We start from the raw sequence: 25,776 nt of genomic DNA on the forward strand, positions 1-25,776 counted from the left end.
TTAAAGCACAACAGCTTCTTTACTTATTTCTTTCACACTTTTCGCTCCCGTGAGCTTCATAATCCTCAAAAGCTCATCCCTGATCATGTTTAAAGCAGTCTGAACTCCGTTTTCAATTGCAAGCGCGTAAACCATGAGTCTGCCAAAAAGGACGAAATCGGCTCCCAGAGCTAAGGCCTTGAACACATCCGAGCCGTACCTGAAGCCGCTGTCAACACCGGTTGGAACCACTTTCTCTAAGTATGGCAGAAGTTCGAGCGGAGAAATAGCCGAATCGAGCACCCTCCCGCCGTGATTCGAGACGACAATGGCAGAGCTAATGTCGGCGAGTGAGTAGTAATCCCTCTCACTGAGAACCCCCTTGACGATGAATGGCAACTTCGTCGTGGAGGCGAGGTCAGCAAGCTCCTTCTTGCTCCACACCTTAGTTCCCCCGTAGCTCAGAATTGTCCCCCCAACCTTTATTCCCGCTGCAGAGTCAATGTCCATGCCAATTGCCATGGCCTTTGACGATTCTGCCTTCTCAACATCATCGTACACTCTCTTGGTGTTTCTGAGAGGCTTGATAATCCAGACGAACTCCTTCTCGAATTCCGAAACATCATCCTGAATAGGATGGCCTATCCACGGAACAACCCCCGCCTCCCACGCTTCGCGGATTATTCTCTTAAAACAGTTGGCATCCACAGATTTTACCAGCCCTGAAAGCGGGGCCGGCATAACAGGCATGGAAATCTTCCTTCCGAGAAATTCCGTTTCCAAAGAAGGTTCGAAGTCTGATAGGAGGTTCATTTTTATTCCGATGGAGTCTAAAATCTCTCTGTTTCTCCTTACCGTCAACCCCCTCTCCGTACCCCCCTCTAAAACCTCTATGTTCACATCCCTTTCCTGAAGTATCTGTCTGGCGCTTTCAACAAGCTCGTCTATCGTTTTCATGTTACCAGCACGCTCTAAAAAAATATAAAAGATATGGTAAACATATGAACCCCAAAACCAAATTGTTTCAATGATCTTTGTAATGTAATGAAGATAACAAAAGAGCTTGAGAAAATCCTTGGTAAGGGGAACGTCAGCACCGACCCTCTTGTTGTAACGCTCCACTCGACTGATGCTATTGGAAAAGCCGGTAACGCAACTGCGGTAGTTTTTCCGGAAAATACGGAGCAGGTTGCGAGGATTGCAAAACTCTGCTACGAGAACAACATTAAAATCTACCCTCAGGGAAGCTCAACGGAGTTAAGCGGGTCTTCGGTTCCTGAAGACGGGATAGTCATAAACTTCTCAAAAATGAATAAAATCGAGGAGATAAACGTTGTGGATGGCTATGCAGTGGCTCAACCGGGAGTGAGAATTGCGGAGCTGGAGGAAAGGTTGAACGAACACAGCTACACGTTCCCCGTCGATCCGGGTTCGGTGAGGTCAGCAACAGTTGGCGGAGCGATAAACACCGGAGCGGGAGGGATGAGGGGAGCAAAGTATGGAACCATGGTTGACTGGGTTCTGGGACTGGAAGTTGTCACAGCAGATGGAGAAGTTCTCAACATAGGTTCAAGAACGCTCAAGTGCAGGCAGGGGTACAACCTGACTAAGCTGATTGTGGGAAGCGAGGGGACTCTCGCAATAGTTACAAAGGCAATTCTGAAAATCGCCCCGCTACCGGAAAATATAGTCTATGCAGGGGCTTTCTTCGACAGCCCGGAAAAGGCGATGCAGGCCGTTGTGGAAATCAAGCACATGTGGCCGGCAATAATGGAGTTCCTCGACAGCGACCTCGTGAAAGCTGGTCGGGAGATTTCTGGAATTGACGAGGAAGGAAACATGCTTGTTGTTGGAATTGAGTGCAATCACGAGGCGAGTGAGAGAATCGCAAGCGCTCTGGAAAGCATACTGTCACAGACAGCGAGAAGAGTGATAATAGCAAGAAATCAGAGAGAGCTAGAGGAGAAAAACCTGCTGGCTCTGAGGAGAGCGTTCTACCCTCTGGCAATCAAATTGGCTTCCAAGGAGTTTGGAACCAAAAAGTCGCTCGTTTTGATTGAGGATATATCCGTTCCGGTCTCAAAGCTGCCAGAGGCAATCAGAGGGATAAAGGAAATTGCCCGGAAATACGACTTTACAGTTTTCATAGCCGGCCACGTCGGTGACGGAAACCTCCATCCAACGATATGGACGTCTCCGGAGGACGAGGAGCTGATGAGCAGGTCACATAAGTTCTACACGGAAGTTATGGAGCTCGCTCTAAGGCTTGGTGGTACGATAAGCGCTGAGCACGGAATTGGCGTGGTTAAAAAAGAGGGGCTTGAAATGGAAATGAAGTACAAAAAGAGCGAGAAAGCTCTGGAAATAATGAGGGAAATCAAGAAGCTCTTTGACCCTAAGAACATCCTCAATCCTGGAAAGGTGGTATAGTGGAGGTCAAAGAGATTCTTGAGGAGATTTCACGGTGCTCCTTTTGCGGATTTTGCGAGATGTCCTGCCCCACAAGATTTCTCATTAAAAGAAACTACACGCCGAGAGGGAGAGTTAACACAATTTCCCTTTACCTGAAAGGTCTTGCAACAGAGGAAAGTGTGAACGGTCTTTTTTCCTGTTTGGGATGCGGAGCTTGTGCTGCATTCTGCCCTGCAGGGATAAACATTCCCGAGGTTATTAGGTCATTCAGAAAGTATATGTTGAAGCTGTCAGAGGTGAAGTGAATGATCAAGCCTGAGTATGTAGTTAAGTTACTTTCGGAAAACATGAAGAAGACAAGAAACCCCCTCGGAATAAAAAACGAGAAAACCAACAATTGGTGGAAGAAGGTTGAAATCAGCAAGGAAGGGGATTGGCTATTCTTCACCGGGATGCTCTACCAGCTAACGCCCTATATCGAGGCCACTGTAAAATTCTTAGAGAAGATCGAAAACTCCAGACTTCAGGGACTGCTCACACTCTCCAAAGCATTTCCCGTCCCATTCTCACTGCTGAAGGCGATTACCCCAAGAGAGGCCAGGGAAGAGGCTGAAACGATTCTGCAAAAAGTTTACTTTTTACTTGCAAAATCGGTTGACGTCTTCTACGCCCCGCATCTCGACTTTTACAGCGGTATTCTGCTCTACGATTTCGGGCATGACGAAGCTTTTGCAGAACACGCGAAGTTTGTTTGCAAAAGGCTTGAATCCGCAGGAATTGAAAAGATCGTTACCCCTGACCCCCACACAACCTACGCGCTGAAAGTTCTCTATCCGAAGTTTACGGGAGTGGAGTTTGATGTTAAAAGCTACATTGAGCTGCTGAGCGATGCAAAAAGCCTGTTTAATGAGGAGTTCGTAATTCACGACCCGTGCTACTACGGCCGCTATCTCGAGCTATCGGACAGAGTGAGAGAAGTTCTCAACTGCGCTGGAGTCAAATACAGAGGCGTCAGGTATTCCGGAAGGCTGACAAACTGCTGCGGAGGTCCTGTGGAGGCTTTATCTCCGAAAATATCAAGAGAAATAGCGAGGTTAAGGGTGGAGGAGCTTGGAAATTCGCGAATAATAACATTCTGCCCCATCTGCCTTGCAAATCTGAGGAGAGCGGGTGGTAACGCCGTTGACTTCTCGATGGTGGTGGGATGAAGATTGTAGAAGCTCTGAAGGCGAACGGAGTGGAGGTTATTATTACCGAGAAAGCTGATGTTCTGATAAAGAATTTTGAGAATGCTCACATAAGCTATGCGTTGAGTGCGGATGAAAAGACAGGAGTCATCTTTTTTGGAGGCTTCGAGGAAAAGATGAAGGCCGGACTTGCCGAGCACCATGTTGCGATTCTGAAGGAGGAGGACGTGAAAGAAAACATACTGCTGGCCTACGAACACGCTCGAAGAAAATCCGACGTTCTTTTTGCCTCAAGCAGTGCCTCAAAGACTGCGGACATTGAAGGAAAGACCGTCTTCGGCATGCACGGGCCGAGAAAGTTCACGGTAGTGCTGGTGGTGAGAAAGTGAACATCTACGATGCTTTGCGGAGAAAATCCATAAAGGAGGGAATACTCAGGTCTCTAAGAAATCTGAGTGAGAACGTCAGAAGAAACGTCGAAAACCACCCCTACCTTATCGACTTTGCCGAAGATGTGAAAAGCGCAAAACTGAAAGTTGCCGAGAACTACGATTTCTGGATCGATAAGGCCAAAGATGTGCTTGAGTCACGCGGAGTTAACGTTTACTATGCAGAGAGTGCTGAAGAAGCAAGGAAAATAGCGGGCAAAGTTGTTGGTGAGGGAAAGCTCGTCGTCAAGGCGAAGTCGATGGTTTCGGAGGAAATTCACCTGAGAGAGTGGCTGGAGAAGATCGGAAACGAGGTCTGGGAGACCGACTTAGGAGAGCTGATAGTTCAGGTTGCAGGAGATAAGCCGATGCACATGGTGATTCCGGCTCTACACTACTCGGAACAGGAAGTTGGGGAAATCCTGAAAAGGATTGGTGTTGAAGGAGAGAGTGCCGAGGTTCTGGCCAGAGAAGTCAGAAAGTTCATGAGGGAGAAGTTCCTTAAGGCCGATGTCGGTGTTTCGGGCTGCAACGCCTTCTCCGCAGAGACGGGAAGGATATTTCTGATTGAGAATGAGGGTAACATCAGGCTGTCAACCTCCCTTCCGAAAACCTACCTCGCACTGGTCAGCATTGAAAAGATCCTGCCAACAGATGAGCTCTGTTTGAAATCAATCTGCGTGCAGTCTGCTTTTTTCGGCACGTTTCCGCCTGCATACATCAACGTTAACGAGAAGGTTCAGCAGCAGGACATGCACGTCATACTCCTCGATAATGGCAGGAAAAACACGCAGTTCAGGGAGCAGCTCGCCTGCGTCAGATGCGGAAGGTGTCAACTCGAATGCCCGGTTTTCCAGCTTGCAGGGAACGTGTGGGGCGGAGAAGTTTACGGAGGGCCGATGGGGATGATTTGGAGCGCGATAACCGATGCTATAACTGACTACTGCTTCCTCTCGACACTCTGCGGAAAGTGCAGGGAAGTCTGCCCGATGAAGATAGACATGCCGAGGATGATTAGGGAAATCAGGAAGCTCGCATTAAAGCTCGACTAATTAGCAAAATTTATTCCTCCATCTCCCTAACTGGTTCGGGACTGTAGTGCTTGGCAAGCTTCTCCAGAAAGTCCTCAAAGCTTATTTTGTCCAGCAATCCCCAGTCGAAGAGCTCCTCCCTGACCTCAATGTAATCTTTACGGACAGCCAAAATCCGCCAGATTTTTTAACAAGCCTTAGACGAAGGGGCATGGAAGTTGAGTATCCGGAAAGCGCAAAAATAATCTTTCCAAAACCCGAATACTGGTTCAGATGGGAGCAGAGGTACGTTTACGAGGATGTCGACAAGGGCGAGGTTTTCTTTCTCGACGGCTACGGAAAGCTGCACGAAGGTATTGGCAGCTATGAGGCGCAGGTTTTTCTGAACGAGAACAGAGAGGTTGTTTCAGTTTTCTACCAGCGTCTCGCCCCCTACGACACGAAATGGGAGAAGGACAGAGAAGGATGGACGTGGTTTCTGAAGGGCTCCGGGAAGCTTGTCTTCGATACTGAAATAGTCTCCTTCGACTACCCCCTCGTGCTCGGAAAAAGGTGGAGAAGCGAGGGTAGAATGGGGGCAATGACGGTGGAGTCGAGGGGTGTGGTTATAGCTTACATCTCACCTGATGGAGAGGTTGAGGTTGCTGAGGGCTACAGCTACCAGCCACCAGTCAAGCCTCCAGAGCCGCTTGAGGCGCTGGACTTCATGGGGCTCGACGAGCTTCTTGAGGTCGGCAAAGCCACAACGACCTGGGATAAAGTGGTGATTCCGGATGGGCCGAGGAAGGGGGAGAACGTTCAGGGCTACTACGTCACGATGGTCGAATATCTCCTCAACGGCTCCCTCGCAATGAAAATGGAAATATGGAAGGACGTAAGAGGGTGCGTTCCTGTGATAGCCTACCATCCCGCAGGAATGAGGACTGAAAGGCAGGTCCTGGTGGCGAGAAGCTGGTGCCTCTAAATTTTTTAAAAAAGCTAAAGCTCGACGTAGGTTGCGTCGATTATTCCATCAAGCTTCGTCATCTCCTCAAGCACCTCTGGCGTTGGCGGATCATCTACGAGCAGGAGCATAAGCTGAATTCCTCCCGGCTTGTCTCCGCTCCTCCCAACAATCATCCCCGCTATGTTGATGTTGTTCCTGCCGAACAGCGTCCCCACTCTGCCGATGACACCGGGCTTGTCTTCGTGCAGGGAGATGATGTAGTGGCCCTTCGGGACGAAGTTGACATTGTAAACGTCAATTTTCAGGATTCTGTACTCGTTGCCGAAGCATGTGCCTGCGAGATACATCTCCTTTCCGTTGCTCTCAACCCAAACCTCCAGCAAGCTCTCGTAGTGCTCCACACTCTCAACCTTGCTTTCCTCAATGGTTATCCCCCTCTCAACTGCTACCGGCTTCGCTGAAACCAGATTTATCTCATTGCTGAGAATAGGCTCGAAAAGACCTTTGAGGAGCGCTCTCGTAACGAATTCGGTATTCTTGGTTGCAAGCTTTCCGCTGCAGGTCACCTTGACTTTTCTTATTGCTCCCCCAAGCCTCACGCTCGCAATCTTCCCCATTTTCTCGGCCAGCGTCAGGAAAGGCATCATAAATTCGAAATCGGAGGGCTCAATGGAGGGCAGGTTGACTGCATTTCTAACAGGCAGACCCTTCGCCATGTTCACGATGTCCTCCGCAATTATCATCCCCACGTTGAGCTGAGCCTCTCTTGTTGATGCGGCGATGTGAGGAGTTGTGACCACATTATCCAGCTTGAGAAGCGGGTTGTCTGGAGATGGCGGCTCCTTTTCGTAAACGTCGAGGGCAGCAGCCGCAACTTTTCCCGCCTTTATCGCCTCGTAAAGCGCTGCTTCATCGACAATTCCACCTCTGGCAGCGTTGACGACTATCACACCGTCCTTCATCTTTTCAAACTGCCCCTTTCCAATCAGACCGATGGTTTCCTTCGTTCTCGGAACGTGGACAGTTATGACATCCGATGATGCCAAGAGAGTGTCAAAGTCAACAAGCTTAACCCCAATCTGCTCGGCCCTCTCCTTGGACACGAAGGGGTCGTAGGCTAAAACGTTCATCTCTAGGGCCTTGCAGCGCTTTGCTACTTCAAAACCAACTCTGCCAAGCCCGATGACTCCAGCAGTCTTCCCCCTAAGCTCAATTCCCATGAATTTCTTCCTCTCCCACTTCCCCTCCTTGACGCTTCTGTCAGCCTGCGGGATTTTCCTGGCAGCGGCGAGCATTAGGGCGATTGCATGTTCAGCGGTTGAGATCGTGTTTCCTCCCGGAGCGTTAACAACAACTATTCCCCTCTGCGTTGCGGCGTTGATGTCTATGTTGTCCACTCCAACTCCTGCTCTTCCGATAATCTTGAGGTTCTTAGCTGCCTGAATGACTTCAGCATCCACCTTGGTCTGGCTTCTAACGACGATGGCCTCATACTTGGGCACTTCCCGAATAAGCTCCTCTCTCGACATTCCTGTTTTTACTTCAACCTCTAATCCGTTTTTGCGCATATAGTCGATGGCCTCTTCACTGATTGGCTCTGCAACAAGCACTTTCATACCTCTCACGCTCAGGGGCAGAGCTAAAAACTTTTACGATAAAAACTTTTACTCGTCCACCAATTTCAGGCTGTGAAAGTTGCGGTCACCGGAAGACCGGGAGTGGGGAAGACAACCCTGTGCCTTAAGGTGCACGAGTCGTTGAAGGACAAAATGACTGTAGGCGGGTTTATTACTAAAGAGGTTCGCAGGGATGGTGTTAGAGTTGGATTCAAGCTCGTTGATTTGAGCTCTGGCAATGAGGAGTGGCTTGCCAGAGTTGGTGAGGGAAAAGCAAGGGTTGGAAAGTATGCTGTTAACGTTGAGGGGCTTGAGGAGTTTCTGGATTCAGTGAGGACGGATGCTGATTTGGTAATCATTGACGAAGTGGGGCCAATGGAGCTCAAGAGCAGGAAGTTTGTGAGGTTCGTGGAAAATTTGATGGGGAGAGAAAGGCTGCTCTTCACCATTCACCTCAAATCAAGGCACAGACTGCTGGACAGAATCAGGAGAGAGTTCAAGGTTTACGTCATCGATGAAAGCAACAGAAACAGGATAGCTGAGGAGATAACCAGAATCTTAGAGGGGTAGGATGGAGGTTGAGGAGGGAAGGGCGAGAGTTAAGGTTGAGGGAGTTTTTTACAACCCGAGGATGAGATTCTGCAGAGATCTGGACATGCTTGTTTTTGCAACAATGGACTCTAAGGAATACTTCGACGCCCTCTCAGCAAGCGGGATAAGGGGAATCAGGGCTGCGCTTGAGGCAGGGAAGAAAGCTGTTTTCAACGACGTAAGCCCAAAGGCCGTGAAGGTTATAGAGGAGAATTTAAGGGAGAATGGCGTAAGTGGGGAGGTTATCAACGGCGATGCGGCAGCGGTGATGAGGCAGAGGGCCTTCGAGCACATAGACATCGACCCTTTCGGCTCTCCAGCCCCATTCATGGATTCAGCCTGCTTCTCTGCAAAGAGGTATCTGAGCGTTACCGCAACCGACACCGCTGCCCTTTGCGGGAGCGCCACAAACTCCGGCCTGAAAAAATACGGAGCATTCGCTGTGAAAACTGACGTTTACCATGAGGTAGGGCTGAGGATGCTGATTGGCTTTGTTGTGAGAGAGGCAACGAAATACGAGAAAGCTTTGTTTCCCCTCATATCTTGGGTGAGGGAGCACTACTACAGGGTTCACTTCAAAATTAAGAAGTCCACAGCAATGTCGGCAAAGGTTTACGAGAAAATGGGCTACTTAGCTTACTGCAGCACCTGCCTGAGGAAAAAGGTGCTGGGAATGGGTGAGGGGGCGGAGAGGTGTGAATGTGGTGGGAAATTCAGCCTAATCGGTCCAATCTGGCTGGGAGAGCTCAAGCAGAGGGATTTTGCTGAGAAGGTTGCAGAAAAGGCTGAGGGGAAGCTGAGAGCGTTTCTTGAAAAAATATTGGCTGAGATTGATGCTCCGACTGCCTACAGCCTCCCAGCGCTGGCAAAAATCCACTCTCTCACTCTCCCACCGACCGATGTGGTTGTTGAGGAGCTCAAAAAGCTCGGCTACGAAGCTTCAAGGACGCACTACTGCGGTTTCTGTGTTAAGACAGATGCGGACAGGGATGTGGTTGTAAAAATTTTAAGAAGTAGAAAAATTATTTAGCAAAAATTCCCGGTGGGCATGCAAGGTATATACCCCTAACACCATCCAGCTCAACAGCATCCCTTTTCTTCCCCTTGATCAAGTCCCAGACCCACTCGTAAACCCGATAGTTGTGGATGTTCTTTTCGTAAAACCACGGATAGGCAAGAATGGTGTGTTCTGTTCCGAGGGGTAGATATCTGAAGAAGTTGTGTCTGTGCATGGCCTTTATTTCGCATGCCTTATTCAGCAGCAAATCTCTGAACTGCTCCTCAGTGTAGCCGTTGAAGAAAACCCCGATGGTGTAGTCCATCTGGTCCTCGTAGAGGGCAAACCTGCTGTCGGGGTAGTGGTCAAGGAAGTAGTCAACGAAGAAGATTGGGTCCCTGTCCCCAAGAAAATCTTGGGCATCATCAGGGAGATTATCGTAGGCTCCCCACGTTTCATTGAGAGTTTCAATACCAAACAACATTTGTATTGTAAAGTTGCTTTGGTTTACGTTTAATCCCGGCCCTGCATCGTCTATTGCCAAAATCGGCTTTCCAAAGATTTCTCTCGCATAGAAAGAGTGAACAATCGTTCCGTAACCTCCAGCACTTGAACCTGCAATGACAACCTTATCAAAGTCGCCCTGTTCAGCAGCCCACCTTATGGCTGTTATAGCGTTAACGAAGCCGACGTGGTGGACTGTGAAGTTAATTGAGCAATCCACTTGGCTGAGGTTGTAGGGGTTGTAGTAACAGTATTTCACTACCCTGTTCCCCCAGTGCACGTCGCCGGTCGAATAGGGAACGAAAACAATCGTCCAGTCCCTGAAGGGGTTGTCCGGATTCGCTCGGTCGAAGATGCCGTACCTGTAGTGGTAGCTTACCACCCATGGATTCGGATTCAGAGTGGTTACCGTGGCTGTTGGTGTGGCATTACAGCTCGCATGGTCAACGTACTGCCCCATTCCGCAGGTGTAGAAGTCGCTGCAAGCCCCACCCCCTTCGAGGTAAATCAGGATGTTGTTTGAAGAGCCTCTGCTCACCGCAATAAAAGTCGCATCACCAGTGCCGGATGTACAGTTTGGATAGGGGAGGTACAAGAAGCTCCAGTTGATTCCATCAGACGGGTCATCCACCGGAATATCGCCCAGGTTGTCTATCGAAGAGACGTCGATTTCAAAAGGATTGGCGTGGTGCTCTTCCACAACTCTCGTCCCCGGCATCAATAACGCCTGCGCAGGAACAGCAAGCAGCAAAACCAGAATGCACAACCACCAGCGCATGTCTCAATTAAACATTACGAAAATATAATCTTTTCGGAGTTTTTATAAAAATGATAATAGTAATTGTTATTACCATGAAAAATAAGAAATCACTGAAGCTTCAGCTCCCCAACCTTCTCCCAGCTGTTCTCATCGTAAACGCTGATTTCCTCAGGGCCGATGATGTATAGATAATCGTCAATGTAGATTGCCCTAACGGCATTTCCCTTCACAGCTTTAATCAGCTTCAAACCATCTTTGTAGGAGAAGATGTAGCCGTTCTGCCCTGCAGGCAGGAAGAAGATTCCGTGCTGGCTGTCGAGGAGGAAGGCGTGGTGGTTGCTGAGCACCTCACTCCAGTATTCCTGTAGAATGTACCTGTTCTTCTCCTTCGGGCTGGTTAAGTCGGAGATGTCGAAGAGGGAGAGCTTGACGTTCCCCTCTTCTCTGCCTACGCCGAGAACGGTGTTCTCATCAATTCTGTGGAGGTAGGAAGAGAAGCCCGGAATCTTCAGCTCTCCCACGATTTTCGGATTTTCAGGATTTGAGAGGTCGAGGACGAAGAAGGGGTCGGTCTGGCGGAAGGTTACGATGAATCCAACATCTCCGTCAAACCTCACTGCATAAATTCTCTCGTCGAGGCCGAATCCCTGTATCTTCCCCACAACCTCAAGCTTTTCGTCAAGCACGTAGAGGTCGTTCTCGTCCCAATCAACTGTTGTCGCCACTCTCAGGTAGCCGTTGTATTCATCAAGGGAGAACCGGTTGAGGAGCCTTCCCGGGACTGAGTTCATCCCTTCAGCCTCAAGCTGCAGAGAGAATTTGGCGATGTGCGTCTTCTCAATCTCCCTCGCGTGTTTCTTCGTGAAGTTCTCCCACCTGTTGTAATACTCATTTTCAAACTTCAGCCTCTCGTCCTCGCTCATTGAAGCTCTGAGCTGCTCCAGAAGGTACATTATCTCGACCTGCTTGGCTCTGCTGCTTATGTCGTAATCCATCAGCTTCTCTATCTTCTCTCTAATCCAGTCCGGAACCAAGTCGGGGTTTTCGGAAATGAACTGGTAGGTGAGCTTTGCAGGGTCAGCATAGGAGTTGTAGGTGACGTAGATTGCATTTTTGCTCATGTAAACAACCGACATGCCCGATGAACCGACAAAGGAGACTGAGTTCTCAACCTCTCCCGTTTTGGCGTCAAGTTTAACGACGGTGTAGGTTGTGTCGACGGTTACGGGAATTGTTGGATGATAGATTCTGCTGCAAGCAATCTCCACGGACTTTCCGTTAACTGTTAGAGGTCTTATGGGGCATGGTTCGCCAAAGTTCAGCCAGCTTCTCGTTACAACGTAGAGCTTTCCGCCATAAAGCCTTGCATCAACGTAGCTGCCGTTAAACTCGGCGCTCCACACCTCCTTCTGCGTTTCAGTGTTGTAAGCATAAATGCCCTCGGAGTTGAGAATCATCAGAACGTTTTCGTGGAGGAGGAGGTTGCCGGACTCTTTTATTTCACCAGTAATGCTGAGGTTCGATGGTGGGAAGGCTCTGATTACCTTCGTTGTGTCGATGTAGTATTTTTCCGGATAGCGGATATAAACAATGAAGGGGAAGGGAGAGTAGTAGATGTTGACTCCGTCCGTTTTAACGATGTCTGGCTCATCGATGCCCTTAACCTGAACATTGGTCTCAGAATACCTTTCGGGAGTCGTAGTTACTGCTGGAATGGCTGTGGGAGTTGCTTCCCCCAAGGGAGCTCCCTTAGAGGAATCCACCATCACTTCAGCCCTTGCGGTGTAAACCACTGGATAGAATGCAGAGATTTCAGCGCTTTTTGCCAGATACTCCCTGAACTCATCAGGAGAGGAGAAGGTTTTCAGGCTCGCCACCTCTTCAGCCTGCTCTGGCTGATTGGCAGTGAAAACAAATCCCGCAATAACCACCGCCGCCACCGCAATTATCGCAATTAGTTTTTTCATGTCAATTGCTATGCAGGCAAACTATTTATATGATTTCAATTCGTTCGAAAATATTCATACAAAAGAATTCAAACTTATATACCGCAGGCAAAAGGTGGGGTTATGATTGCCCTCGAAATCTACGTCAGCGGCAACGTTCAGGGGGTGGGGTTCAGGTACTTCACACGCAGGGTTGCGAGGGAGCTGGGCATTAAGGGTTACGTTAAAAACCTCCCGGACGGGAGGGTTTACATATACGCCGTCGGAGAGGAGCTTACTCTTGACAAGTTCCTCTCAGCCGTAAAATCTGGACCTCCGCTTGCCACTGTTAGGGGGGTTGAGGTTAAAAAGGCTGAAATTGAAAACTACGAAAGCTTCGAGGTGGCCTACTGATGCTGGCCAAAAGAATAATCCCCTGTCTCGACGTAACTCTTGACGAAAGTGAAGCGAGGGTTGTTAAGGGAGTGGAGTTCGTCAATCTTAGGGATGCTGGCGACCCAGTTGAGCTGGCGAAGAGGTACGACGAGGAGGGGGCAGACGAGCTTGTTTTTCTTGACATCACAGCCTCTCCAGAAGGGAGAAGGACGATGATTGATGTTATAGAGAGAACTGCGGAGCAGGTTTTCATCCCCTTCACCGTTGGAGGGGGGATAAAGAGCATTGAGGACATAAACACCATTCTCTCTGCTGGAGCGGACAAGGTTTCTATCAACACCGCCGCCGTCAAAAACCCCGAATTTGTGAGAGAGGCTGCGGATATTTTCGGCAGCCAGTGCATTGTTGTTGCCATTGACTGCAGGAGGAACTTCGACCTGAGCAAGGGTGAATACATCGTGGAGCTTGAGGATGGCACGAAGGCGTGGTACGAGGTTGTGATTTACGGCGGGAGAAAGCCCGTCGGCATAGATGCGGTCTGGTGGGCGAAGAGGGTTGAGGAGCTTGGCGCTGGAGAGATTCTGCTCACGTCGATGAACAGAGACGGCACGAAGGATGGTTTCGACATCCCCATAACGAGAAAGATAAGCGAGGAGGTTAACATTCCAGTCATAGCTTCAGGAGGAGCTGGAACAAAGGAGCACTTCTACGAGGGGTTTGTGGAAGGGAAGGCCGATGCGTGCTTAGCTGCAAGCATCTTCCACTACAGAGAAATTGGAATCAGGGAAATTAAGGAGTATCTGGCTGAGAGGGGCGTGCAGGTGAGATTGTGAAAATTTCCGAGTTTCAGAGGATGATTTCGGAAATTTACATAAACCGTGACAGGGAGAGGGGCGTTGAAAAGACCATGCTGTGGGTTGTTGAAGAGGTTGGGGAGCTTGCTGAGGCTGTGAGGAAGGGAACTAACGTTGGAGAGGAGATTGCGGATGTGATGGCGTGGCTCGTAAGCCTCGCCAATCTGCTGGATGTTGACGTGGAGGAGGAAATTTTAAAAAAGTATCCCGGTTACTGCATTCGCTGCGGAAAAAAGCCGTGTGAGTGTGATTCGAAATGAGGTTCAAGATGGTAAGCGAGGACGATATTAAGAACGGAATTGTTACGGATAAGTACTTCATCTGGACGGAGAAGGTTCTGAAGGCGAAGAACGTCAATCCCACTGTGGTGGCAGAGGTTACGACGTCAGGATGGGGAGTCTTCGCAGGCCTTGAAGATGCCCTCAACCTCCTCGAAGGTCTGCCCATTGACGTTTACGCAATGCCAGAGGGCAGCCTTTTCTTCCCCCACGAGCCCGTGATGACCATTGTAGGTAAATACCAGGACTTTGCGAGGTATGAGACCTCTTTGCTGGGCTTCCTCTGCCACGCCAGCGCTGTCGCAACACAGGCCTTCAGGTTCAAGCTTGCGGCTGGGGACAAGAGGGTTTACTCCTTTGGCACGAGGAGGATGCATCCTGCCATAGCCCCTGCAATAGAGAGAGCAGCGTACATCGGCGGTGTTGATGGGGTCAGCAACTACTCTGCCGAGAAGTACCTCGGCCTGAAAAGCATGGGAACGATGCCTCATGCCATGATAATCTGCTTCGGCAACCAGGTTGAGGCGTGGAGGAGCTTTGATGAGGTTGTTGACAAAGAAGTGCCGAGAACGATGCTGGTGGACACCTACTTTGATGAGAAAACAGAAGCTGTGATGGCCGTTGAGAATGTTGAGAACGTGAGCGGAGTGAGGCTCGACACTCCCTCATCAAGAAGGGGCAAGTTCAGGAAGATTGTCGAAGAGGTGAGGTGGGAGCTGGACATCAGGGGAAAGCAGCACGTCAGAATTTTCGTCAGCGGAGGGCTCAGCTTAAAGGACGTTCTTGAGCTGAGGGACATCGTTGATGCCTTTGGCGTTGGGACTGCAATAAGCGGAGCGAATCCCGTTGACTTCGCGTTGGACATAGTGGAGAGAGAGGGCAGATTTGCGGCCAAGAGGGGCAAGAGAGGAGGAATGAAGCAGGTTTACAGGCACTGGGATGAGCTTAGGGATGAGGTGAAGCTTTTCAGGGAAGAATACAGCGGAAAGGGCGAGCCACTGCTGAGGAAGGTAATAGAGGGCGGGAAGATTATCGAAAATACAGACATGGAGAAAGCGAGAGAGCTCGTGCTGAGACAGATGGAGATTATAAGAAAGCTGGGGAGAGAGGAAGAGTTTTTGTGAATTTTCTTTTCTTATTTAAGGAGGAAATAGCCTAAAATTCGGCTTTTCTTTGTTCAGAAGCTTTATTTAAACAAAAAAATAAGAGATATCTTCAAATACCGAGATATGCCCTCTTCACCTCTGGGTTTGCCAAGACCTCATCGGCTTTACCGCTGAGCCTTATTTCTCCAAGCTCCATGACGTAAGTCCTGTCGGAAACTTTCAAACAGAGAGAGGCGTTCTGCTCTGAGACAAGAATAGCCGTGTCTTTTTTTATTTCTTTTAACACCTCAAAAACACTCCACGAAAGCTTAGGAGACAATCCCAGGCTTGGCTCGTCCAGGAGCAGGAGTTTCGGGGATGGCATCAGAGCTCTGGCAATTGCGAGCATCTGCTGCTCACCACCGCTCATCGTCCCTGCCCTCTGGTTAATTCTTTCTTTCAGAACCGGGAATATCTCGAAAACGTACTCAAGCCTTTCCTTAAACCCCTTCTTGTCCTTCCTTTTAGTGTAGTAGCCGAGGAGGAGGTTTTTGTAAACGCTAAGCTCTGGAAAGAGGAATCTACCTTCCGGACAGTGGGTGATGCCTATTGAAACAATCTCTTCAGGGCTTTTCCCCGCAATGTCTTCTCCCTCAAAGATTATTCTGCCGCTTCTCGGCTTGATTAGGCCAGAAATAGTTCTGAAAAGAGTGCTTTTTCCTGCACCATTGCTACCAATTATCGAGACGATTTCGCCACGGTCAACTTCGAGATTCACACCTCTGAGAACCTCGTAGCTGCCGTATGCTACGTGAAGGTCTTTAACCTCAAACAACATAGCTCTCACCCAAATATGCCTTAATGACTCTTTCGTTCTCTACGATTTCCTTAGGGCTGCCTTCTGCGATAATCTCTCCGCTGTCCAGAACGACAATTCTGTCAGAAACACCCATTATGAACCTCATTTTATGCTCAATTATTGCAACTGTAACACCTCTCTCCTTCAGAGTCCTTATAATTTCCAGAATTCTGTCCGTCTCCTCCAGATTCAGACCTGCTGTAGGCTCGTCGAGCAAAAGCAGCTTTGGCTTTGTTGCCAGTGCAATGGCGATGGAAAGCCTCCTTTGAGCTTCCTGCGGAAGGTTTTTGACAGGAGTGAAGGCCTTTTCATCAAGTCCAACAAAGTTTAAAAGTTCCATGGCCTCCTTGAAGGTCTCGTCACCGTTCTCTTCTCTCAGGGCGGATAGAACGCCGCTTCTGTACCATGCGGTGAGCGTTATGAGCAGGTTACCGATTGCAGGTAGGTTGAAGTACAGACTGACCGTCTGGAAAGTTCTGCTTATCCCGAGCCTTACGATTTTATGTGGAGGCATGGTCGTTATGTTCTTCCCCTCGAAGATTATAACACCCTCATCTGGTTTGTAAAGGCCCGAAATGACGTTGAACAAGGTCGTCTTTCCAGCCCCATTTGGCCCAATAATCCCCAGAACTTCCCCCTTCCTGATTTCAAAGGTTACGTTGTTCAGAGCTATTAGACCTCCAAATCTTATTCCAACTCCCTCAACTTTCAGCATTCTACCACCTATCAGAACTTACCTACAAGAGCCCTTTTGGGAAGTTTTTCTCCCTTCTCGGCCTTTCTAGAGTAGTAAGCCCCCATAACTCCTTTTGGCATGAACAGAATCGCCAAAAGGAATACGATTCCCTGAACGAGGACTGTGTACTGAGCGAGTGTGAAGAAGACCTCGTTTATCAGCGTAACAACGGCGGTTCCTATGAACGGTCCAAGCATAGTTCCAGCGCCTCCAAAGATGATAGCGGTGAGGAATGCAAAGCTGTTAACGAAGCTCGTAATATCTGGAAAGATGCTGCCGATGTATGCAGAGTAGAAGGCTCCAGCAACAGCGGCGAAGATGGCACTTAAGACGAAAGAGGCAACCTTGAACTTCGTAAGATTTACCCCTGCGTACTCGGCCAATAGCTCATTCTCTCTGATTGCAACTATTATGCTGCCGAAGGAGGACCTGATTATAAGCCAGTAAAGGAGAGTCATGACGATCAGAACGGCCAGCATGAGGTAGTAAAAGTTGTAGGTTCCACTGAAACTGATTGAAATACCGCTAAGCTCAATTGACGGAGAAGGGATGCCAAAAAGCCCCCTCGGCCCTCTGGTAACCTCATCCCACTTGTCCACAACTTCATAGATTATGACGTTGAATAAGAGCGTGGCAATGGCAAAGTACGCACCCTTAAGTCTGAGAGTCATTAGACCTATCAGGAACGCCACAAAGGCCACGAAGGCGATTGCCACGATCACTGACGCCCAGAAAGACCAGCCGTTAAGCACAAGCAAGGCGCTAACGTAGGCTCCAAGACCGTAAAAAGCTCCCTGAGCCAGAGAAGCTTGGCCTGTGTATCCGATTATTATGTTCAGCCCCATGGCAGCTATTGTGTATATTATGAACAGCGTTGAAATCCTGAGCGCATAAGACGAACCTGTCAGCGGCAGAAGCACTGCCAGAATCAAAATTACGGGATAAACAAACTTCCAGTTCATGCTCTCCTCTCCTTCTTACCAAACAGACCTTCTGGCTTGAGAATCAGGATGGCGACAAGAATCCCAAACGCAACGAGGTTTTTCCACCTGATGTCAAAATAACCGCCGTAGAGGGATTCAACAATTCCGAGGACCAGCCCTCCGGCTATGGCACCCGGGATGTTCCCAAGCCCACCAACGACGCAGATTACGAAGGCCTTCAAGTTGAGCTCAGCACCCATTATAGGATACACAAGAGTTATTGGAGCAATTAATGCCGCTGCGAAACCTGCAAGCGCCCCGGCAATGGCAAAGGCTATTAGCGTCATCTTATCGGTGTTGATTCCAACGAGCTTCGCTCCTATTGGCGATTGAGCAACAGCCTCGAGAGCTATTCCGGTTACCGTCCTTCTCAAAAAGTACAGCAGAGACGCTATGGCGGCGATGGAGCAGAAAAGGACGATAAGCCTCTGCGCGTTAATTCTCAGTGCTCCAATAACAACCATGTAGTCGAAGGGTGTGTGAATGCGCTGGTATCTCGGACCGAAGACTGCCAGGGCGAATCCTTCCAGCAGCATTAAAAGACCTATTGCTGCAATGAATGACGTTATGTGAGGAGCACTTAGCAATCTCTTGTAAACGAAAAGGTAGCTCAGAACGGCAATTACGGAAGAGACTGCTACTGCACCGAGAATTGCAGCAACATAGCTGATTTCAAGCATGCTGCCAGCTACTGAGGCTGCAAGGAATCCCGCGTAAGCACCGATCATGTATCTGTTCCCGTGGGAGAAATCCGGAATCTGCAAAATACCGTAGATTATTGTAATCCCCAGTGCCGTTAGGGCATAAATGAACCCCACTACGAGTCCCCCTAAGAGCAGGTTCATGAAATAATTTATTTCAATCATCATTTTAAAATAGGATTGCAAAAGTATAAAACCTTTTTGGTTTTTTTCCAATTAATAGCATTAGACTCCCACTGTACATCATAGAAAGTGAAATTTTTCCTCATGGAGTTTCACTAATTCGCCTTTTGAGCACTTTAGGATAACCAAAATCTCACTTAATACATATCACCGGTTTGTTTGCTTTAAGGATTACATCCCTCGCAACACTCCCAAAAATCAGCTTTCCAGTAGGACTTCTCTTTCTGATCCCGATGACTATTGCAATTGCGTCAACTTCGTCGGCAAAGTCCACGATATCGTCTGGTGGCTCCTTTCCCCTCACGAGAAGATGCTCCTCCCCCTCTGCCCCTTCTTTCCTTATTATGCTGACTGCCCATGAAAGAGTCTCCTTCGCCTCGATTATGTCCTCATCTTTCGTCCTTCCTCCACCTGGTAGAGAGTGGACTACATACACAGGGACTCCACGTAACCTGGCCTCTTCTGCGGCAAACCTAAGAACTCTCTCAGCCCTATCCGACTTTTTATCTACTGCAACCACAATCGGCATATATATCACCAAAAAATAATGGAAAGTTTAGCCCCAGACCTTGTTTCCTGAGGCATCCGTGTAGTAGTACTCCTGTCCCCAGAACTTCGGATATATTTCGATGTAGCCCGTAACCTGCCCATCCCAGATTACAAGGGCGCTTCCGGGGGTGTTAAGAGCTCCTCTCGTGTCCCATGGAGCTATTCTGAGCAGTTTCGTGTAGATGTAGCTCGGAATACCCATGTAGCCATCCATGGGCCAGACCTTGTTCTCCATGGCATCCATTATCGCATCCGGATCGAGAGAGTCCGCTTCGTCCATTGCTTTAGCCAGGACCATCATTGCCTGGTACTCGAGTGCATGCTCCCAGGTAACCGGGTAATCCCCCAGCCTTTCCTTAATTCTGCTGACAGTAACCTTGTAACCTTCAATCAGCGGGTCCTGAGTCAGAACTTTGTTTCTGTAATCGCTTGTTACCTCCGGAAGCTGAACGAGGGCTTCTGGTGCTGAAGTTCCTGCGGTCTTCTCAAGCAGCGAAAGGTCGCCTTTCGTGACAGTTTTTGTGGAGAAATCGTACTCTATTCCAAGGAAGTACATTATTTCCTCAATCTTGGCCTGCTCAGCCACCAGAAAACCACCTTCGTAGCCCATTTCTCTTGCAGTTTTTATTAGGTTGGCAATCGGTTCGGACGGGCCAACCACAAGGATGACCTCTGGATTTGCTGCAAGTACCTTCTGGAGGTGCGTTGTGAAATCCGTTTCAGTGTAATAGTTTACTGGAGCCTCTGCGACTATTTCTCCACCCTTAGACTTCCAGTATTCCTTGAATTTCTCGCCCCAAAGCACTCCGTACTCATGCGTACCTTCCATCGTTGCTGCCCTCTTTATCCCCTTATCGAGGAAGACGTTTGAGAGGAATGGAACGTAAACTAGCTCGAAGTTAGGCGGAATCTGGAAAATGTGCTTATTTCCACCTTGGAGAATTGCCGGGCTTGAAGTGTAAGCACCAATTATGAATCCTCTCTCCTCGTTAATTTTTTCCATTGCAAGAATTCCTCCACTGTGGGGGCAGAAAATAACCGGCGTTTTGTAGACTTCAAGCATCTTCTCAGCGTTTGGAACCGTTAAGGCGGGACTGTACTTATCGTCCGCCGAAACAACCTCAAGTCTGTATTTCTTTCCTGCAATTTCTATACCACCTGCTTTATTTATGTCTTCAACTGCAAACTGAATTCCCTGCAGGTTATTTTGCCCGTATAAAGCCGCGCCACCGCTCAGAGGACCGCTGAAGCCGATGTATACTGTTCCGGCAAACTCCCCAGTAGGAGCCTCAGCTGGAGTCGTTGTGGCTGCTGGCTGCTCCTGCTGCTGACATCCTGCCATCAAAAGGGCCACCGCTACCAGAACTATGAGTACGAAACCCCTCACTTTCATTTTTTCACCATTTGTGATTTTACATTATTACATATAAGCTTTTCCTTTTTTGCGTAGTTTTATAATTCTTTATTTCACAATTTATTCAACAATTCACGATTCTCTTCAAACTATACTAATTATAAATTCACGACTAGAGAGAGGTGAATTACAAACTCTGGCAGCATGGAGTTGATCTCGAAGTTAGAAAGCAATACGTGAACGAAGTTAAGGGAATCCTGCTTCGGTTAAAGAACTCTCTGGAAAAGCCAGATTTAGAGAGTAACGAGGTTCTTTAAAAGGCACATGAAGAGCATTCTTTTGTTTGCTTACAAAAAGCTTGAAGGAATGACAATCCCATGGCACAACAACTGGTGGGGTGAGATAGCGAAGAGGGTGAAGAAGTGGACGTGTTGGAGCGAAGGAGGGGCAAAGAACCTGCTTAATTTGCTGCTTAAAAGGTACGCTGAGAGGAAGAAGTATGAGTCGTTTATTGGTGAGATGGTTGGGAAGGGTTATATGGTGGAGTGAAATTCCAAGTATGATGAAACAGGGCAATTTTTTAAATCAGCTAGTCCTCTGCAACTTCGACTAAAAGATCAGACAATTTTGTTCTTACCATCTCACTTCCATCGTAAAATTCAACAATCTCCTCTGATTTCCTAAACCTAGCAATCATGTCAGAAACGTCATCCCCGAGCACCTTCAGTGCGAAGATTGCGTAGGCGATAAAGCTCGCGTCCCCTATCTCCTCAACCTTCTCTCTCAGCTTCTCCACCGGATTGGGGTATGCATCCCTCACAATTTCAGCAGCCCTCCCGATCCCGTAGGCAACGTACTTCCTCTCCACCTCCCAGTCGTCGAGGAGCGAGACGTATTTGTTCTTAAAGCCCTCAAAAACCTCAGGATTGTTTCTGCCTATCTCCGCTATGCCGAGAGGCGCTCCGATGCAGTAAGCCCCGCTCTCATCGCTGAGGTGCCAGAAAAGCCTCAGGATGAAGTTCCTCGCCCCCTCTCCCTTAACCTTCCTGCCGAGAACTTCAGCAGCCTTGAACCTCAAAAGCTCGTCTGGGTGGTATAAAAAAGTTATAAGCTTTGAGGGCTTGAGCTCTTCGAGATTCATTTGCTCTCGAAGTAAACCGTTGCCGTTCTCGGCGTCTTACCCTTCTTCATGAGATGGTAGTCAGCGTAGGTAAGCACCTCTGCATCCTTCAATACCTCAGCATCAACAGCCTCCCCAACGAACAGCGTGTGGGTGCCGACGTCGCACTCCTTAACAACCTTTGCCTCTATCACCGCCACAGCGTGCTGGGTTACGAGAGGCACTCCAGTCTTGCCCGTTTTGTACTCAACCCCATCAAACTTCTCAAACTCGCTGCTCTTCCTGAACCCAAATCTTCCTATGAACTCCATCGGTGTTTCGAGCTCAAGAACGCTGACACCAAAAGCCCCGCTCTCCTTTACGGCATTGTGGGTGTCGTTCTCCTTGTTCAGGCAAACGGCAATCTGCACGGGCTTGCTAGTGAGCTGAAAGACCGTGTTGGCTATCTGCCCGCATTTCCTGCCGTTGCTTTCAGAGGTGACAATGTAGAGTCCGTAACTGATTTTGTAAAAGGCCTCAACATCCATAAAACCACCAAAAAATTAAAGGGAAAGCAAGTCTTCGGCTACGTAGTAAGCTTTGGGATGCCCGCAGCTCGGGCACTCCTCGGGCGGTTCAGTGCCGTAGTGGATGTATCCGCACTCAAGGCAGACCCACGCAATTTCCTTATCCCTCTTGAAGAAGGTTCCGTTCTCCACCTCAGCCAGCAGCCTGCGGTATCTCCTTTCATGGTGCTCCTCAGCCTTTCCTATGGCCCTTAATCTGTCTGCAATATCCTTAAAACCTTCCTTCTCCGCTTCATCGGCAAACTGCGGGTACATCTCAGAGTTCTCGTAGTGCTCCCCCTCTATGGCAGCCTTCAGGTTCTCAACTGTCGTGCCCCATACGAGCGGTGCCTCTGCCTCAACCTTGATTGCTGCATTATCTCCTCTGAGCTGCTGAATGAATTTCAGGAGGTTCTCTGCATGCTCCTTCTCGTTCTCAGCAGTCTCCAGAAAAACTCTCTGGATGAAAACGTAGCCCTCATCCTTCGCAACTTTGGCGTAGAAGGTGTAGCGGTTCCTCGCCATGCTCTCTCCAATGAAGGCCTTAACAAGATTTTCAAGCGTTCCCATACTTTCACCTCCTAATAAGCCAGAATGTCCTTCGAGACGAAGTGGTAGTACATCGCCCCGCAGTTGGGGCAGACCTTTGGCGGCTCCTTCCCTTTTTCGGTGTAGCCGCAAACGAGGCACATCCACTCAACCTCTTCGTCCCTCTTAAACATCTGGTCATTCTCAATCAGCTCCAAGAGCTTGGCAAACTTTCTCTGATGTGAGAATTCAACTTTGGTTAGAGCCCTAAACCTCTCTGCAACCTCTTTAAAACCCTCTTTTTCTGCAACCTCTGCGGTTGATGGGTAGAACTCCTCGGCCTCCCACTTCTCACCCTCAACCGCATACCTGAGGTTCTCAGCGGTGGTTCCAAACTTTATCGGAGCCTTCACCTCAACCTCAGACGGCTCGATATCGAGCTTCTTTATCAGGTTGGCGAAGATTTCAGCGTGCTTCTTCTCATTCTCAATTACCTCTCGGAAGTACTTCGCCACATAGATGAACTTCTCGGCCTCAGCAATGCTTGAGTAAATCTGGTACCTGCTTATGGCCAGGCTCTCTCCGATGTAGCCCTTCAGGAGGTTCTTGGGCGTCTCCATGCTTTCACCCGCTCTGCCAGAGGCCGTGGATGTTGCAGTAAGCTCTGGCAGAGACCCTGTCTGACATCACCGTGAACTCCGCCTTTGGCTCGTCCCCCGGCTTCAGCTGCTTTCTGTGCACGCAGCCGTCATCAATTACCTCAATCCACTCGATGTAGTGCTGCTCCTCCATTGGATGGGCAACGCTTCCAACCTTCACGTAAACCTTGTTGCCCTCCCTCTCAATGACGGGGACGTGCTTCTCCTTGCCCTCATCGGTCGTCTTTACCTCCATCAGCTTCATCGGCTGCCCGCAGCAAACTAGCTGTCCCCTTCCGGCATGCACCACTTCCACAATATTTCCACAAACCATGCACTTATACACCTGCATAACTTCCGTCACAAAACCACCTCCTTACTTCTCCTCCTCAGCTGGAGGAGTAAACTGCCTGAGAGAAAGCTCCTTATCAAGGAAAAGCAAAGCCCTTTTGTCCTCTCCAATCAACCTCAGCTTCTCCACAATGTCGAGGGCAGAGGCTTCCTCCTCAACCTGCTCCGCAACATACCACTGCAGGAAGTTGTAGGTTGCAAAGTCCTTTTCCTGCATTGCCATCTCAACAAGCTCGTGAATTCTCTTCGTAACATTTACCTCATGCTCGTAAACGTGCTCAAAGGCTGCCAAAGGCGAATCCCACTCAGATGGTGGCTCCTCAACAGCGTAGAGCTTAACTCTCCCTCCCCTCTCACTGACAAAGTCAAACATCTTCATCGCATGCATCAGCTCCTCCTGCCACTGCACCCTCATCCAGTTTGAGAAGCCCTTAAGCCCGATGGAGTCGAAGTAAGAGGCCATGGAGAGGTAGAGGTATGCTGAGTAGATTTCAGCGTTTATCTGCCTGTTCAAAGCCTCAACCATTTTTTCAGAAATGGATGCCATCTCACCACCTCATTCATTCATATTATTCGAGGTAACTTAAACCTTACTCGGTTTTTCCGTTGTAGGGAAAGAATGCTCTCGTAAATATAAGTTTTTTGTTCGAAAATAGAACTAAAACCTCTCAAGTGATAGAAAAGGTCAGAGCCCCACATCACGGCTTTTCTATTCTTTTGATAAACCAGAATTGCCAAACAATACGAAGAATGCTTCAGCATGGAAAAAATTAAAAAGTTTTTAATACAACTACTGAATATGAGGGCCCGCAACACCGTTGACATCATCGCAAGTATTGTAGGAGCCGTTATTATAGCTGCGGCTATCTCAGCCCTTCTTTTTTCCATTGCGTCATTTCTTGGGTTTTACAGTAAAGACCTCAGTCCTCTTGTTTACTCAATCGTTTCCTTGGCGGTTATTCCTGTCTTAAGACGAAACGTGCCCAAAAAACCAATATTAAGCTTGCTGACAGCCTTCTCCATCCCAATTCTCTTTCTGAGCGGGGTAGAGTGGTTGAAACTTGTGGCTTCGGTTTTGCTTGGTTATCTGGCGGCAAGCAGCCTTAAAGATTCGTGATGTTCAACGACCGCTTTTACTTGAGACGCTAACACTTTTATAAAACCGCAATCCAGAAGTGGTGTGCAGATTGTTGAGGAGAACCTGAGGGATAACGAGGGTGAGATAAAGCTAATCCCCGAAACGCTCGACGACCTCTGGCATCTCCGCTTCATAATCGAGAAGGGAGATGTGGTTTTCGCAACTACGAAAAGGGCGAGCCAGAGCAGCGACAAGCTGAGGAGCGATAAGGAGATGGTCACGGTGAGGCTCGGCATCGAGGTGGAGAAGGTGGAGTTTCACAGGTTCGCCAACCGTCTCAGGGTTTCTGGGAAGATAGTTGCCGGGATTGAGGAGTCCGGATACCACACTCTGAATATCACTGTGGGCAAGGAGCTGAGCATAATTAAAAAGTGGAAGCCAGAGCAGCTTGAAAGACTGAGGAGGGCCGTTGAGGATTCCAACCGCCCCGAAATCGTGATGCTGACCATTGAGGAAGGTTACGCTGTTGCAGGAGTTCTGAGGCAGTGGGGTGTTGAGGAGATTTTTGAGGAGAGGATGGGCTACGGAAAGGGTATGGGGGATAGCAGAAAAGAGTTCTTCGGAGAGGTTGCGGCAAAGCTTGAGAGCTTCGATTTTAAATACCTCATCGTTGCTGGACCGGGATTCGCCAAAAACGATTTTCTCGACTTTTTGAAGGAGAGGTATCCTGAGATGGCTAAGAATGCCGTTGTGGTGGACGTTTCCTCCGTCGGCTCAAGGGGCTTCATTGAAATTTTGAAGAGAAGGGTCGTTGACAAAATAGTTGGGGAAGTTAGACTTGCTGAGGAGGCGGAGTATATAGACAGGCTGCTTGAAGGGATAGCGAAGGGAGAGAGAGTCGCTTACGGTCTGGATGAGGTCAGGGAGGCGCACAATTACAGGGCGATTGAGGTTTTGCTCGTTGCGGATGAGTTTCTGCTTGAGGAGAGGGAGAAGTGGGATGTTGACGGACTGCTCAGGGAAGTTGAGGAGTCGGGCGGAAAGGTGGTGATAATGAGCACCGAATTCGAGCCGGGTAAGAGGCTGATGAGCCTCGGTGGAATAGCTGCCCTCCTGAGATTCAACGTAAAAGGTTAAATAGAGAAGTTTGGGGAGAAAGAAG

At 48.9% G+C, this 25,776-nt stretch carries 32 protein-coding genes; 15 read left to right on the forward strand and 17 right to left on the reverse strand.

What is annotated here, in order from left to right; genetic code table 11:
• A complete protein-coding gene (locus tag AF_RS04090; protein WP_048064291.1) occupies positions 1–936 on the reverse strand; it encodes an alpha-hydroxy acid oxidase in 936 nt (311 codons plus the stop codon).
• 87 nt (positions 937–1,023) lie between these two features.
• On the opposite strand from AF_RS04090, the gene glcD reads away from it, so the two are divergent.
• The 5 genes from glcD to AF_RS04115 are packed head-to-tail and all read left to right on the forward strand — an operon-like array spanning position 1,024 to position 5,058.
• The gene (glcD, locus tag AF_RS04095) at positions 1,024–2,409 is read left to right on the forward strand and encodes a glycolate oxidase subunit GlcD (protein WP_010878311.1); all 1,386 of its coding nucleotides are present in this window, start codon (positions 1,024–1,026) and stop codon (positions 2,407–2,409) included.
• On the forward strand, positions 2,409–2,696 hold the full coding sequence (locus tag AF_RS04100) for a (Fe-S)-binding protein (protein ID WP_197030948.1): 288 nt from the start codon (positions 2,409–2,411) through the stop codon (positions 2,694–2,696). The genes glcD and AF_RS04100 overlap by 1 nt, the downstream gene beginning before the upstream one ends.
• Complete coding sequence (locus AF_RS04105; protein WP_010878312.1) at positions 2,697–3,599, forward strand: (Fe-S)-binding protein; 903 nt, start codon at positions 2,697–2,699, stop codon at positions 3,597–3,599. It begins immediately after the preceding gene.
• On the forward strand, positions 3,596–3,967 hold the full coding sequence (locus AF_RS04110; RefSeq protein ID WP_010878313.1) for a LutC/YkgG family protein: 372 nt from the start codon (positions 3,596–3,598) through the stop codon (positions 3,965–3,967). Before AF_RS04105 ends, AF_RS04110 begins: the two co-directional genes overlap by 4 nt.
• A complete protein-coding gene (locus tag AF_RS04115; protein ID WP_010878314.1) occupies positions 3,964–5,058 on the forward strand; it encodes a LutB/LldF family L-lactate oxidation iron-sulfur protein in 1,095 nt (364 codons plus the stop codon). Before AF_RS04110 ends, AF_RS04115 begins: the two co-directional genes overlap by 4 nt.
• 10 nt (positions 5,059–5,068) lie before the next feature.
• Here the strand turns inward: AF_RS04115 and AF_RS12850 are convergent, their stop codons facing one another.
• Positions 5,069–5,209: a hypothetical protein gene (locus AF_RS12850; RefSeq protein WP_180546195.1), complete on the reverse strand. Its 141-nt coding sequence runs from the start codon at positions 5,207–5,209 to the stop codon at positions 5,069–5,071.
• A gap of 39 nt (positions 5,210–5,248) precedes the next feature.
• On the opposite strand from AF_RS12850, the gene AF_RS04125 reads away from it, so the two are divergent.
• Positions 5,249–6,001 (forward strand): hypothetical protein, encoded by a 753-nt coding sequence (locus tag AF_RS04125; protein WP_048064293.1) that lies wholly within the window; start codon positions 5,249–5,251, stop codon positions 5,999–6,001.
• 14 nt (positions 6,002–6,015) lie between these two features.
• Here the strand turns inward: AF_RS04125 and serA are convergent, their stop codons facing one another.
• Positions 6,016–7,599: a phosphoglycerate dehydrogenase gene (gene serA / locus AF_RS04130; protein ID WP_010878316.1), complete on the reverse strand. Its 1,584-nt coding sequence runs from the start codon at positions 7,597–7,599 to the stop codon at positions 6,016–6,018.
• 72 nt (positions 7,600–7,671) lie between these two features.
• On the opposite strand from serA, the gene AF_RS04135 reads away from it, so the two are divergent.
• Both AF_RS04135 and AF_RS04140 read left to right on the forward strand, forming a co-directional pair.
• Complete coding sequence (locus AF_RS04135) at positions 7,672–8,169, forward strand: NTPase (protein ID WP_010878317.1); 498 nt, start codon at positions 7,672–7,674, stop codon at positions 8,167–8,169.
• A gap of 1 nt (position 8,170) precedes the next feature.
• A complete protein-coding gene (locus AF_RS04140; protein WP_010878318.1) occupies positions 8,171–9,220 on the forward strand; it encodes a tRNA (guanine(10)-N(2))-dimethyltransferase in 1,050 nt (349 codons plus the stop codon).
• Here AF_RS04140 and AF_RS04145 read toward each other — a convergent pair.
• Together AF_RS04145 and AF_RS04150 are read right to left on the reverse strand one after the other, a co-directional pair.
• The gene (locus AF_RS04145) at positions 9,213–10,469 is read right to left on the reverse strand and encodes an alpha/beta hydrolase family protein (protein WP_010878319.1); all 1,257 of its coding nucleotides are present in this window, start codon (positions 10,467–10,469) and stop codon (positions 9,213–9,215) included. The genes AF_RS04140 and AF_RS04145 overlap by 8 nt on opposite strands.
• 89 nt (positions 10,470–10,558) lie before the next feature.
• Positions 10,559–12,418 (reverse strand): beta-propeller domain-containing protein, encoded by a 1,860-nt coding sequence (locus AF_RS04150; RefSeq protein WP_010878320.1) that lies wholly within the window; start codon positions 12,416–12,418, stop codon positions 10,559–10,561.
• Between the two features lie 102 nt (positions 12,419–12,520).
• On the opposite strand from AF_RS04150, the gene AF_RS04155 reads away from it, so the two are divergent.
• From AF_RS04155 to AF_RS04170, 4 genes are read left to right on the forward strand one after another with little or no spacing between them, the layout of a single operon-like run.
• Positions 12,521–12,790, forward strand: a complete 270-nt coding sequence (locus AF_RS04155) for an acylphosphatase (RefSeq protein ID WP_010878321.1) — start codon at positions 12,521–12,523, stop codon at positions 12,788–12,790.
• On the forward strand, positions 12,790–13,605 hold the full coding sequence (gene hisF, locus AF_RS04160) for an imidazole glycerol phosphate synthase subunit HisF (RefSeq protein WP_010878322.1): 816 nt from the start codon (positions 12,790–12,792) through the stop codon (positions 13,603–13,605). Before AF_RS04155 ends, hisF begins: the two co-directional genes overlap by 1 nt.
• A complete protein-coding gene (locus AF_RS04165) occupies positions 13,602–13,886 on the forward strand; it encodes a MazG nucleotide pyrophosphohydrolase domain-containing protein (RefSeq protein WP_010878323.1) in 285 nt (94 codons plus the stop codon). The genes hisF and AF_RS04165 overlap by 4 nt, the downstream gene beginning before the upstream one ends.
• The gene (locus AF_RS04170) at positions 13,883–15,028 is read left to right on the forward strand and encodes a nicotinate phosphoribosyltransferase (protein WP_010878324.1); all 1,146 of its coding nucleotides are present in this window, start codon (positions 13,883–13,885) and stop codon (positions 15,026–15,028) included. Before AF_RS04165 ends, AF_RS04170 begins: the two co-directional genes overlap by 4 nt.
• Before the next feature lie 91 nt (positions 15,029–15,119).
• Here the strand turns inward: AF_RS04170 and AF_RS04175 are convergent, their stop codons facing one another.
• From AF_RS04175 to AF_RS12385, 6 genes are all read right to left on the reverse strand, one after another.
• The gene (locus AF_RS04175) at positions 15,120–15,824 is read right to left on the reverse strand and encodes an ATP-binding cassette domain-containing protein (protein WP_081423298.1); all 705 of its coding nucleotides are present in this window, start codon (positions 15,822–15,824) and stop codon (positions 15,120–15,122) included.
• The gene (locus tag AF_RS04180; protein ID WP_010878326.1) at positions 15,817–16,563 is read right to left on the reverse strand and encodes an ABC transporter ATP-binding protein; all 747 of its coding nucleotides are present in this window, start codon (positions 16,561–16,563) and stop codon (positions 15,817–15,819) included. The genes AF_RS04175 and AF_RS04180 overlap by 8 nt, the downstream gene beginning before the upstream one ends.
• A gap of 11 nt (positions 16,564–16,574) precedes the next feature.
• Entirely contained in the window at positions 16,575–17,546 is a 972-nt protein-coding gene (locus AF_RS04185) for a branched-chain amino acid ABC transporter permease (protein ID WP_010878327.1), read from the reverse strand.
• Positions 17,543–18,436: a branched-chain amino acid ABC transporter permease gene (locus AF_RS04190; RefSeq protein WP_010878328.1), complete on the reverse strand. Its 894-nt coding sequence runs from the start codon at positions 18,434–18,436 to the stop codon at positions 17,543–17,545. The genes AF_RS04185 and AF_RS04190 overlap by 4 nt, the downstream gene beginning before the upstream one ends.
• 148 nt (positions 18,437–18,584) lie before the next feature.
• The gene (locus tag AF_RS04195; RefSeq protein WP_048064295.1) at positions 18,585–18,980 is read right to left on the reverse strand and encodes a universal stress protein; all 396 of its coding nucleotides are present in this window, start codon (positions 18,978–18,980) and stop codon (positions 18,585–18,587) included.
• A gap of 27 nt (positions 18,981–19,007) precedes the next feature.
• The gene (locus AF_RS12385) at positions 19,008–20,393 is read right to left on the reverse strand and encodes an ABC transporter substrate-binding protein (RefSeq protein ID WP_010878330.1); all 1,386 of its coding nucleotides are present in this window, start codon (positions 20,391–20,393) and stop codon (positions 19,008–19,010) included.
• A gap of 285 nt (positions 20,394–20,678) precedes the next feature.
• Here AF_RS12385 and AF_RS04205 point away from each other — a divergent pair, with 285 nt between their 5' ends.
• On the forward strand, positions 20,679–20,903 hold the full coding sequence (locus AF_RS04205) for a hypothetical protein (RefSeq protein ID WP_010878331.1): 225 nt from the start codon (positions 20,679–20,681) through the stop codon (positions 20,901–20,903).
• A gap of 40 nt (positions 20,904–20,943) precedes the next feature.
• Here the strand turns inward: AF_RS04205 and AF_RS04210 are convergent, their stop codons facing one another.
• Genes AF_RS04210 through AF_RS04235 form a run of 6 tightly spaced genes read right to left on the reverse strand, consistent with a single transcriptional unit; the run spans position 20,944 to position 24,083 of the window.
• On the reverse strand, positions 20,944–21,495 hold the full coding sequence (locus AF_RS04210; RefSeq protein WP_010878332.1) for a DVU0298 family protein: 552 nt from the start codon (positions 21,493–21,495) through the stop codon (positions 20,944–20,946).
• On the reverse strand, positions 21,492–22,001 hold the full coding sequence (gene feR / locus AF_RS04215) for a ferric-chelate reductase (RefSeq protein ID WP_010878333.1): 510 nt from the start codon (positions 21,999–22,001) through the stop codon (positions 21,492–21,494). Before feR ends, AF_RS04210 begins: the two co-directional genes overlap by 4 nt.
• A gap of 15 nt (positions 22,002–22,016) precedes the next feature.
• On the reverse strand, positions 22,017–22,589 hold the full coding sequence (gene rbr / locus AF_RS04220) for a rubrerythrin (protein WP_010878334.1): 573 nt from the start codon (positions 22,587–22,589) through the stop codon (positions 22,017–22,019).
• Between the two features lie 11 nt (positions 22,590–22,600).
• On the reverse strand, positions 22,601–23,167 hold the full coding sequence (locus AF_RS04225) for a rubrerythrin family protein (protein ID WP_010878335.1): 567 nt from the start codon (positions 23,165–23,167) through the stop codon (positions 22,601–22,603).
• A 4-nt stretch (positions 23,168–23,171) separates the two neighbouring features.
• Positions 23,172–23,549 carry a desulfoferrodoxin gene (locus AF_RS04230; RefSeq protein WP_010878336.1) on the reverse strand — a complete coding sequence of 126 codons (378 nt, stop codon included), beginning with the start codon at positions 23,547–23,549 and terminating at the stop codon, positions 23,172–23,174.
• Between the two features lie 12 nt (positions 23,550–23,561).
• Positions 23,562–24,083 (reverse strand): ferritin, encoded by a 522-nt coding sequence (locus AF_RS04235; RefSeq protein WP_010878337.1) that lies wholly within the window; start codon positions 24,081–24,083, stop codon positions 23,562–23,564.
• A gap of 252 nt (positions 24,084–24,335) precedes the next feature.
• Between AF_RS04235 and AF_RS04240 the strand changes: the two genes are divergently transcribed.
• Both AF_RS04240 and AF_RS04245 read left to right on the forward strand, forming a co-directional pair.
• Positions 24,336–24,653 carry a hypothetical protein gene (locus AF_RS04240; protein WP_148183432.1) on the forward strand — a complete coding sequence of 106 codons (318 nt, stop codon included), beginning with the start codon at positions 24,336–24,338 and terminating at the stop codon, positions 24,651–24,653.
• Between the two features lie 63 nt (positions 24,654–24,716).
• Positions 24,717–25,751, forward strand: a complete 1,035-nt coding sequence (locus AF_RS04245; protein ID WP_010878340.1) for an mRNA surveillance protein pelota — start codon at positions 24,717–24,719, stop codon at positions 25,749–25,751.
• Positions 25,752–25,776: the final 25 nt, after the last annotated feature.

The sequence above is a fragment of the Archaeoglobus fulgidus DSM 4304 genome, from assembly GCF_000008665.1.
GTDB classification, from domain to species: domain Archaea; phylum Halobacteriota; class Archaeoglobi; order Archaeoglobales; family Archaeoglobaceae; genus Archaeoglobus; species Archaeoglobus fulgidus.

Bases quoted from the DNA above. Each gene is read 5' to 3' on its own strand.
- AF_RS04090 (WP_048064291.1), bottom strand. From the start codon at position 936: ATGAAAACGATAGACGAGCTTGTTGAAAGCGCCAGACAGATACTTCAG.
- glcD (WP_010878311.1), top strand. From the start codon at position 1,024: ATGAAGATAACAAAAGAGCTTGAGAAAATCCTTGGTAAGGGGAACGTC.
- AF_RS04105 (WP_010878312.1), top strand. From the start codon at position 2,697: ATGATCAAGCCTGAGTATGTAGTTAAGTTACTTTCGGAAAACATGAAG.
- AF_RS04110 (WP_010878313.1), top strand. From the start codon at position 3,596: ATGAAGATTGTAGAAGCTCTGAAGGCGAACGGAGTGGAGGTTATTATT.
- AF_RS04125 (WP_048064293.1), top strand. From the start codon at position 5,249: ATGGAAGTTGAGTATCCGGAAAGCGCAAAAATAATCTTTCCAAAACCC.
- serA (WP_010878316.1), bottom strand. From the start codon at position 7,599: ATGAAAGTGCTTGTTGCAGAGCCAATCAGTGAAGAGGCCATCGACTAT.
- AF_RS04140 (WP_010878318.1), top strand. From the start codon at position 8,171: ATGGAGGTTGAGGAGGGAAGGGCGAGAGTTAAGGTTGAGGGAGTTTTT.
- AF_RS04145 (WP_010878319.1), bottom strand. From the start codon at position 10,469: ATGCGCTGGTGGTTGTGCATTCTGGTTTTGCTGCTTGCTGTTCCTGCG.
- AF_RS04150 (WP_010878320.1), bottom strand. From the start codon at position 12,418: ATGAAAAAACTAATTGCGATAATTGCGGTGGCGGCGGTGGTTATTGCG.
- AF_RS04155 (WP_010878321.1), top strand. From the start codon at position 12,521: ATGATTGCCCTCGAAATCTACGTCAGCGGCAACGTTCAGGGGGTGGGG.
- hisF (WP_010878322.1), top strand. From the start codon at position 12,790: ATGCTGGCCAAAAGAATAATCCCCTGTCTCGACGTAACTCTTGACGAA.
- AF_RS04170 (WP_010878324.1), top strand. From the start codon at position 13,883: ATGAGGTTCAAGATGGTAAGCGAGGACGATATTAAGAACGGAATTGTT.
- AF_RS04180 (WP_010878326.1), bottom strand. From the start codon at position 16,563: ATGCTGAAAGTTGAGGGAGTTGGAATAAGATTTGGAGGTCTAATAGCT.
- AF_RS04185 (WP_010878327.1), bottom strand. From the start codon at position 17,546: ATGAACTGGAAGTTTGTTTATCCCGTAATTTTGATTCTGGCAGTGCTT.
- AF_RS04190 (WP_010878328.1), bottom strand. From the start codon at position 18,436: ATGATGATTGAAATAAATTATTTCATGAACCTGCTCTTAGGGGGACTC.
- AF_RS04195 (WP_048064295.1), bottom strand. From the start codon at position 18,980: ATGCCGATTGTGGTTGCAGTAGATAAAAAGTCGGATAGGGCTGAGAGA.
- AF_RS12385 (WP_010878330.1), bottom strand. From the start codon at position 20,393: ATGAAAGTGAGGGGTTTCGTACTCATAGTTCTGGTAGCGGTGGCCCTT.
- AF_RS04205 (WP_010878331.1), top strand. From the start codon at position 20,679: ATGAAGAGCATTCTTTTGTTTGCTTACAAAAAGCTTGAAGGAATGACA.
- AF_RS04210 (WP_010878332.1), bottom strand. From the start codon at position 21,495: ATGAATCTCGAAGAGCTCAAGCCCTCAAAGCTTATAACTTTTTTATAC.
- feR (WP_010878333.1), bottom strand. From the start codon at position 22,001: ATGGATGTTGAGGCCTTTTACAAAATCAGTTACGGACTCTACATTGTC.
- rbr (WP_010878334.1), bottom strand. From the start codon at position 22,589: ATGGGAACGCTTGAAAATCTTGTTAAGGCCTTCATTGGAGAGAGCATG.
- AF_RS04225 (WP_010878335.1), bottom strand. From the start codon at position 23,167: ATGGAGACGCCCAAGAACCTCCTGAAGGGCTACATCGGAGAGAGCCTG.
- AF_RS04235 (WP_010878337.1), bottom strand. From the start codon at position 24,083: ATGGCATCCATTTCTGAAAAAATGGTTGAGGCTTTGAACAGGCAGATA.
- AF_RS04240 (WP_148183432.1), top strand. From the start codon at position 24,336: ATGAGGGCCCGCAACACCGTTGACATCATCGCAAGTATTGTAGGAGCC.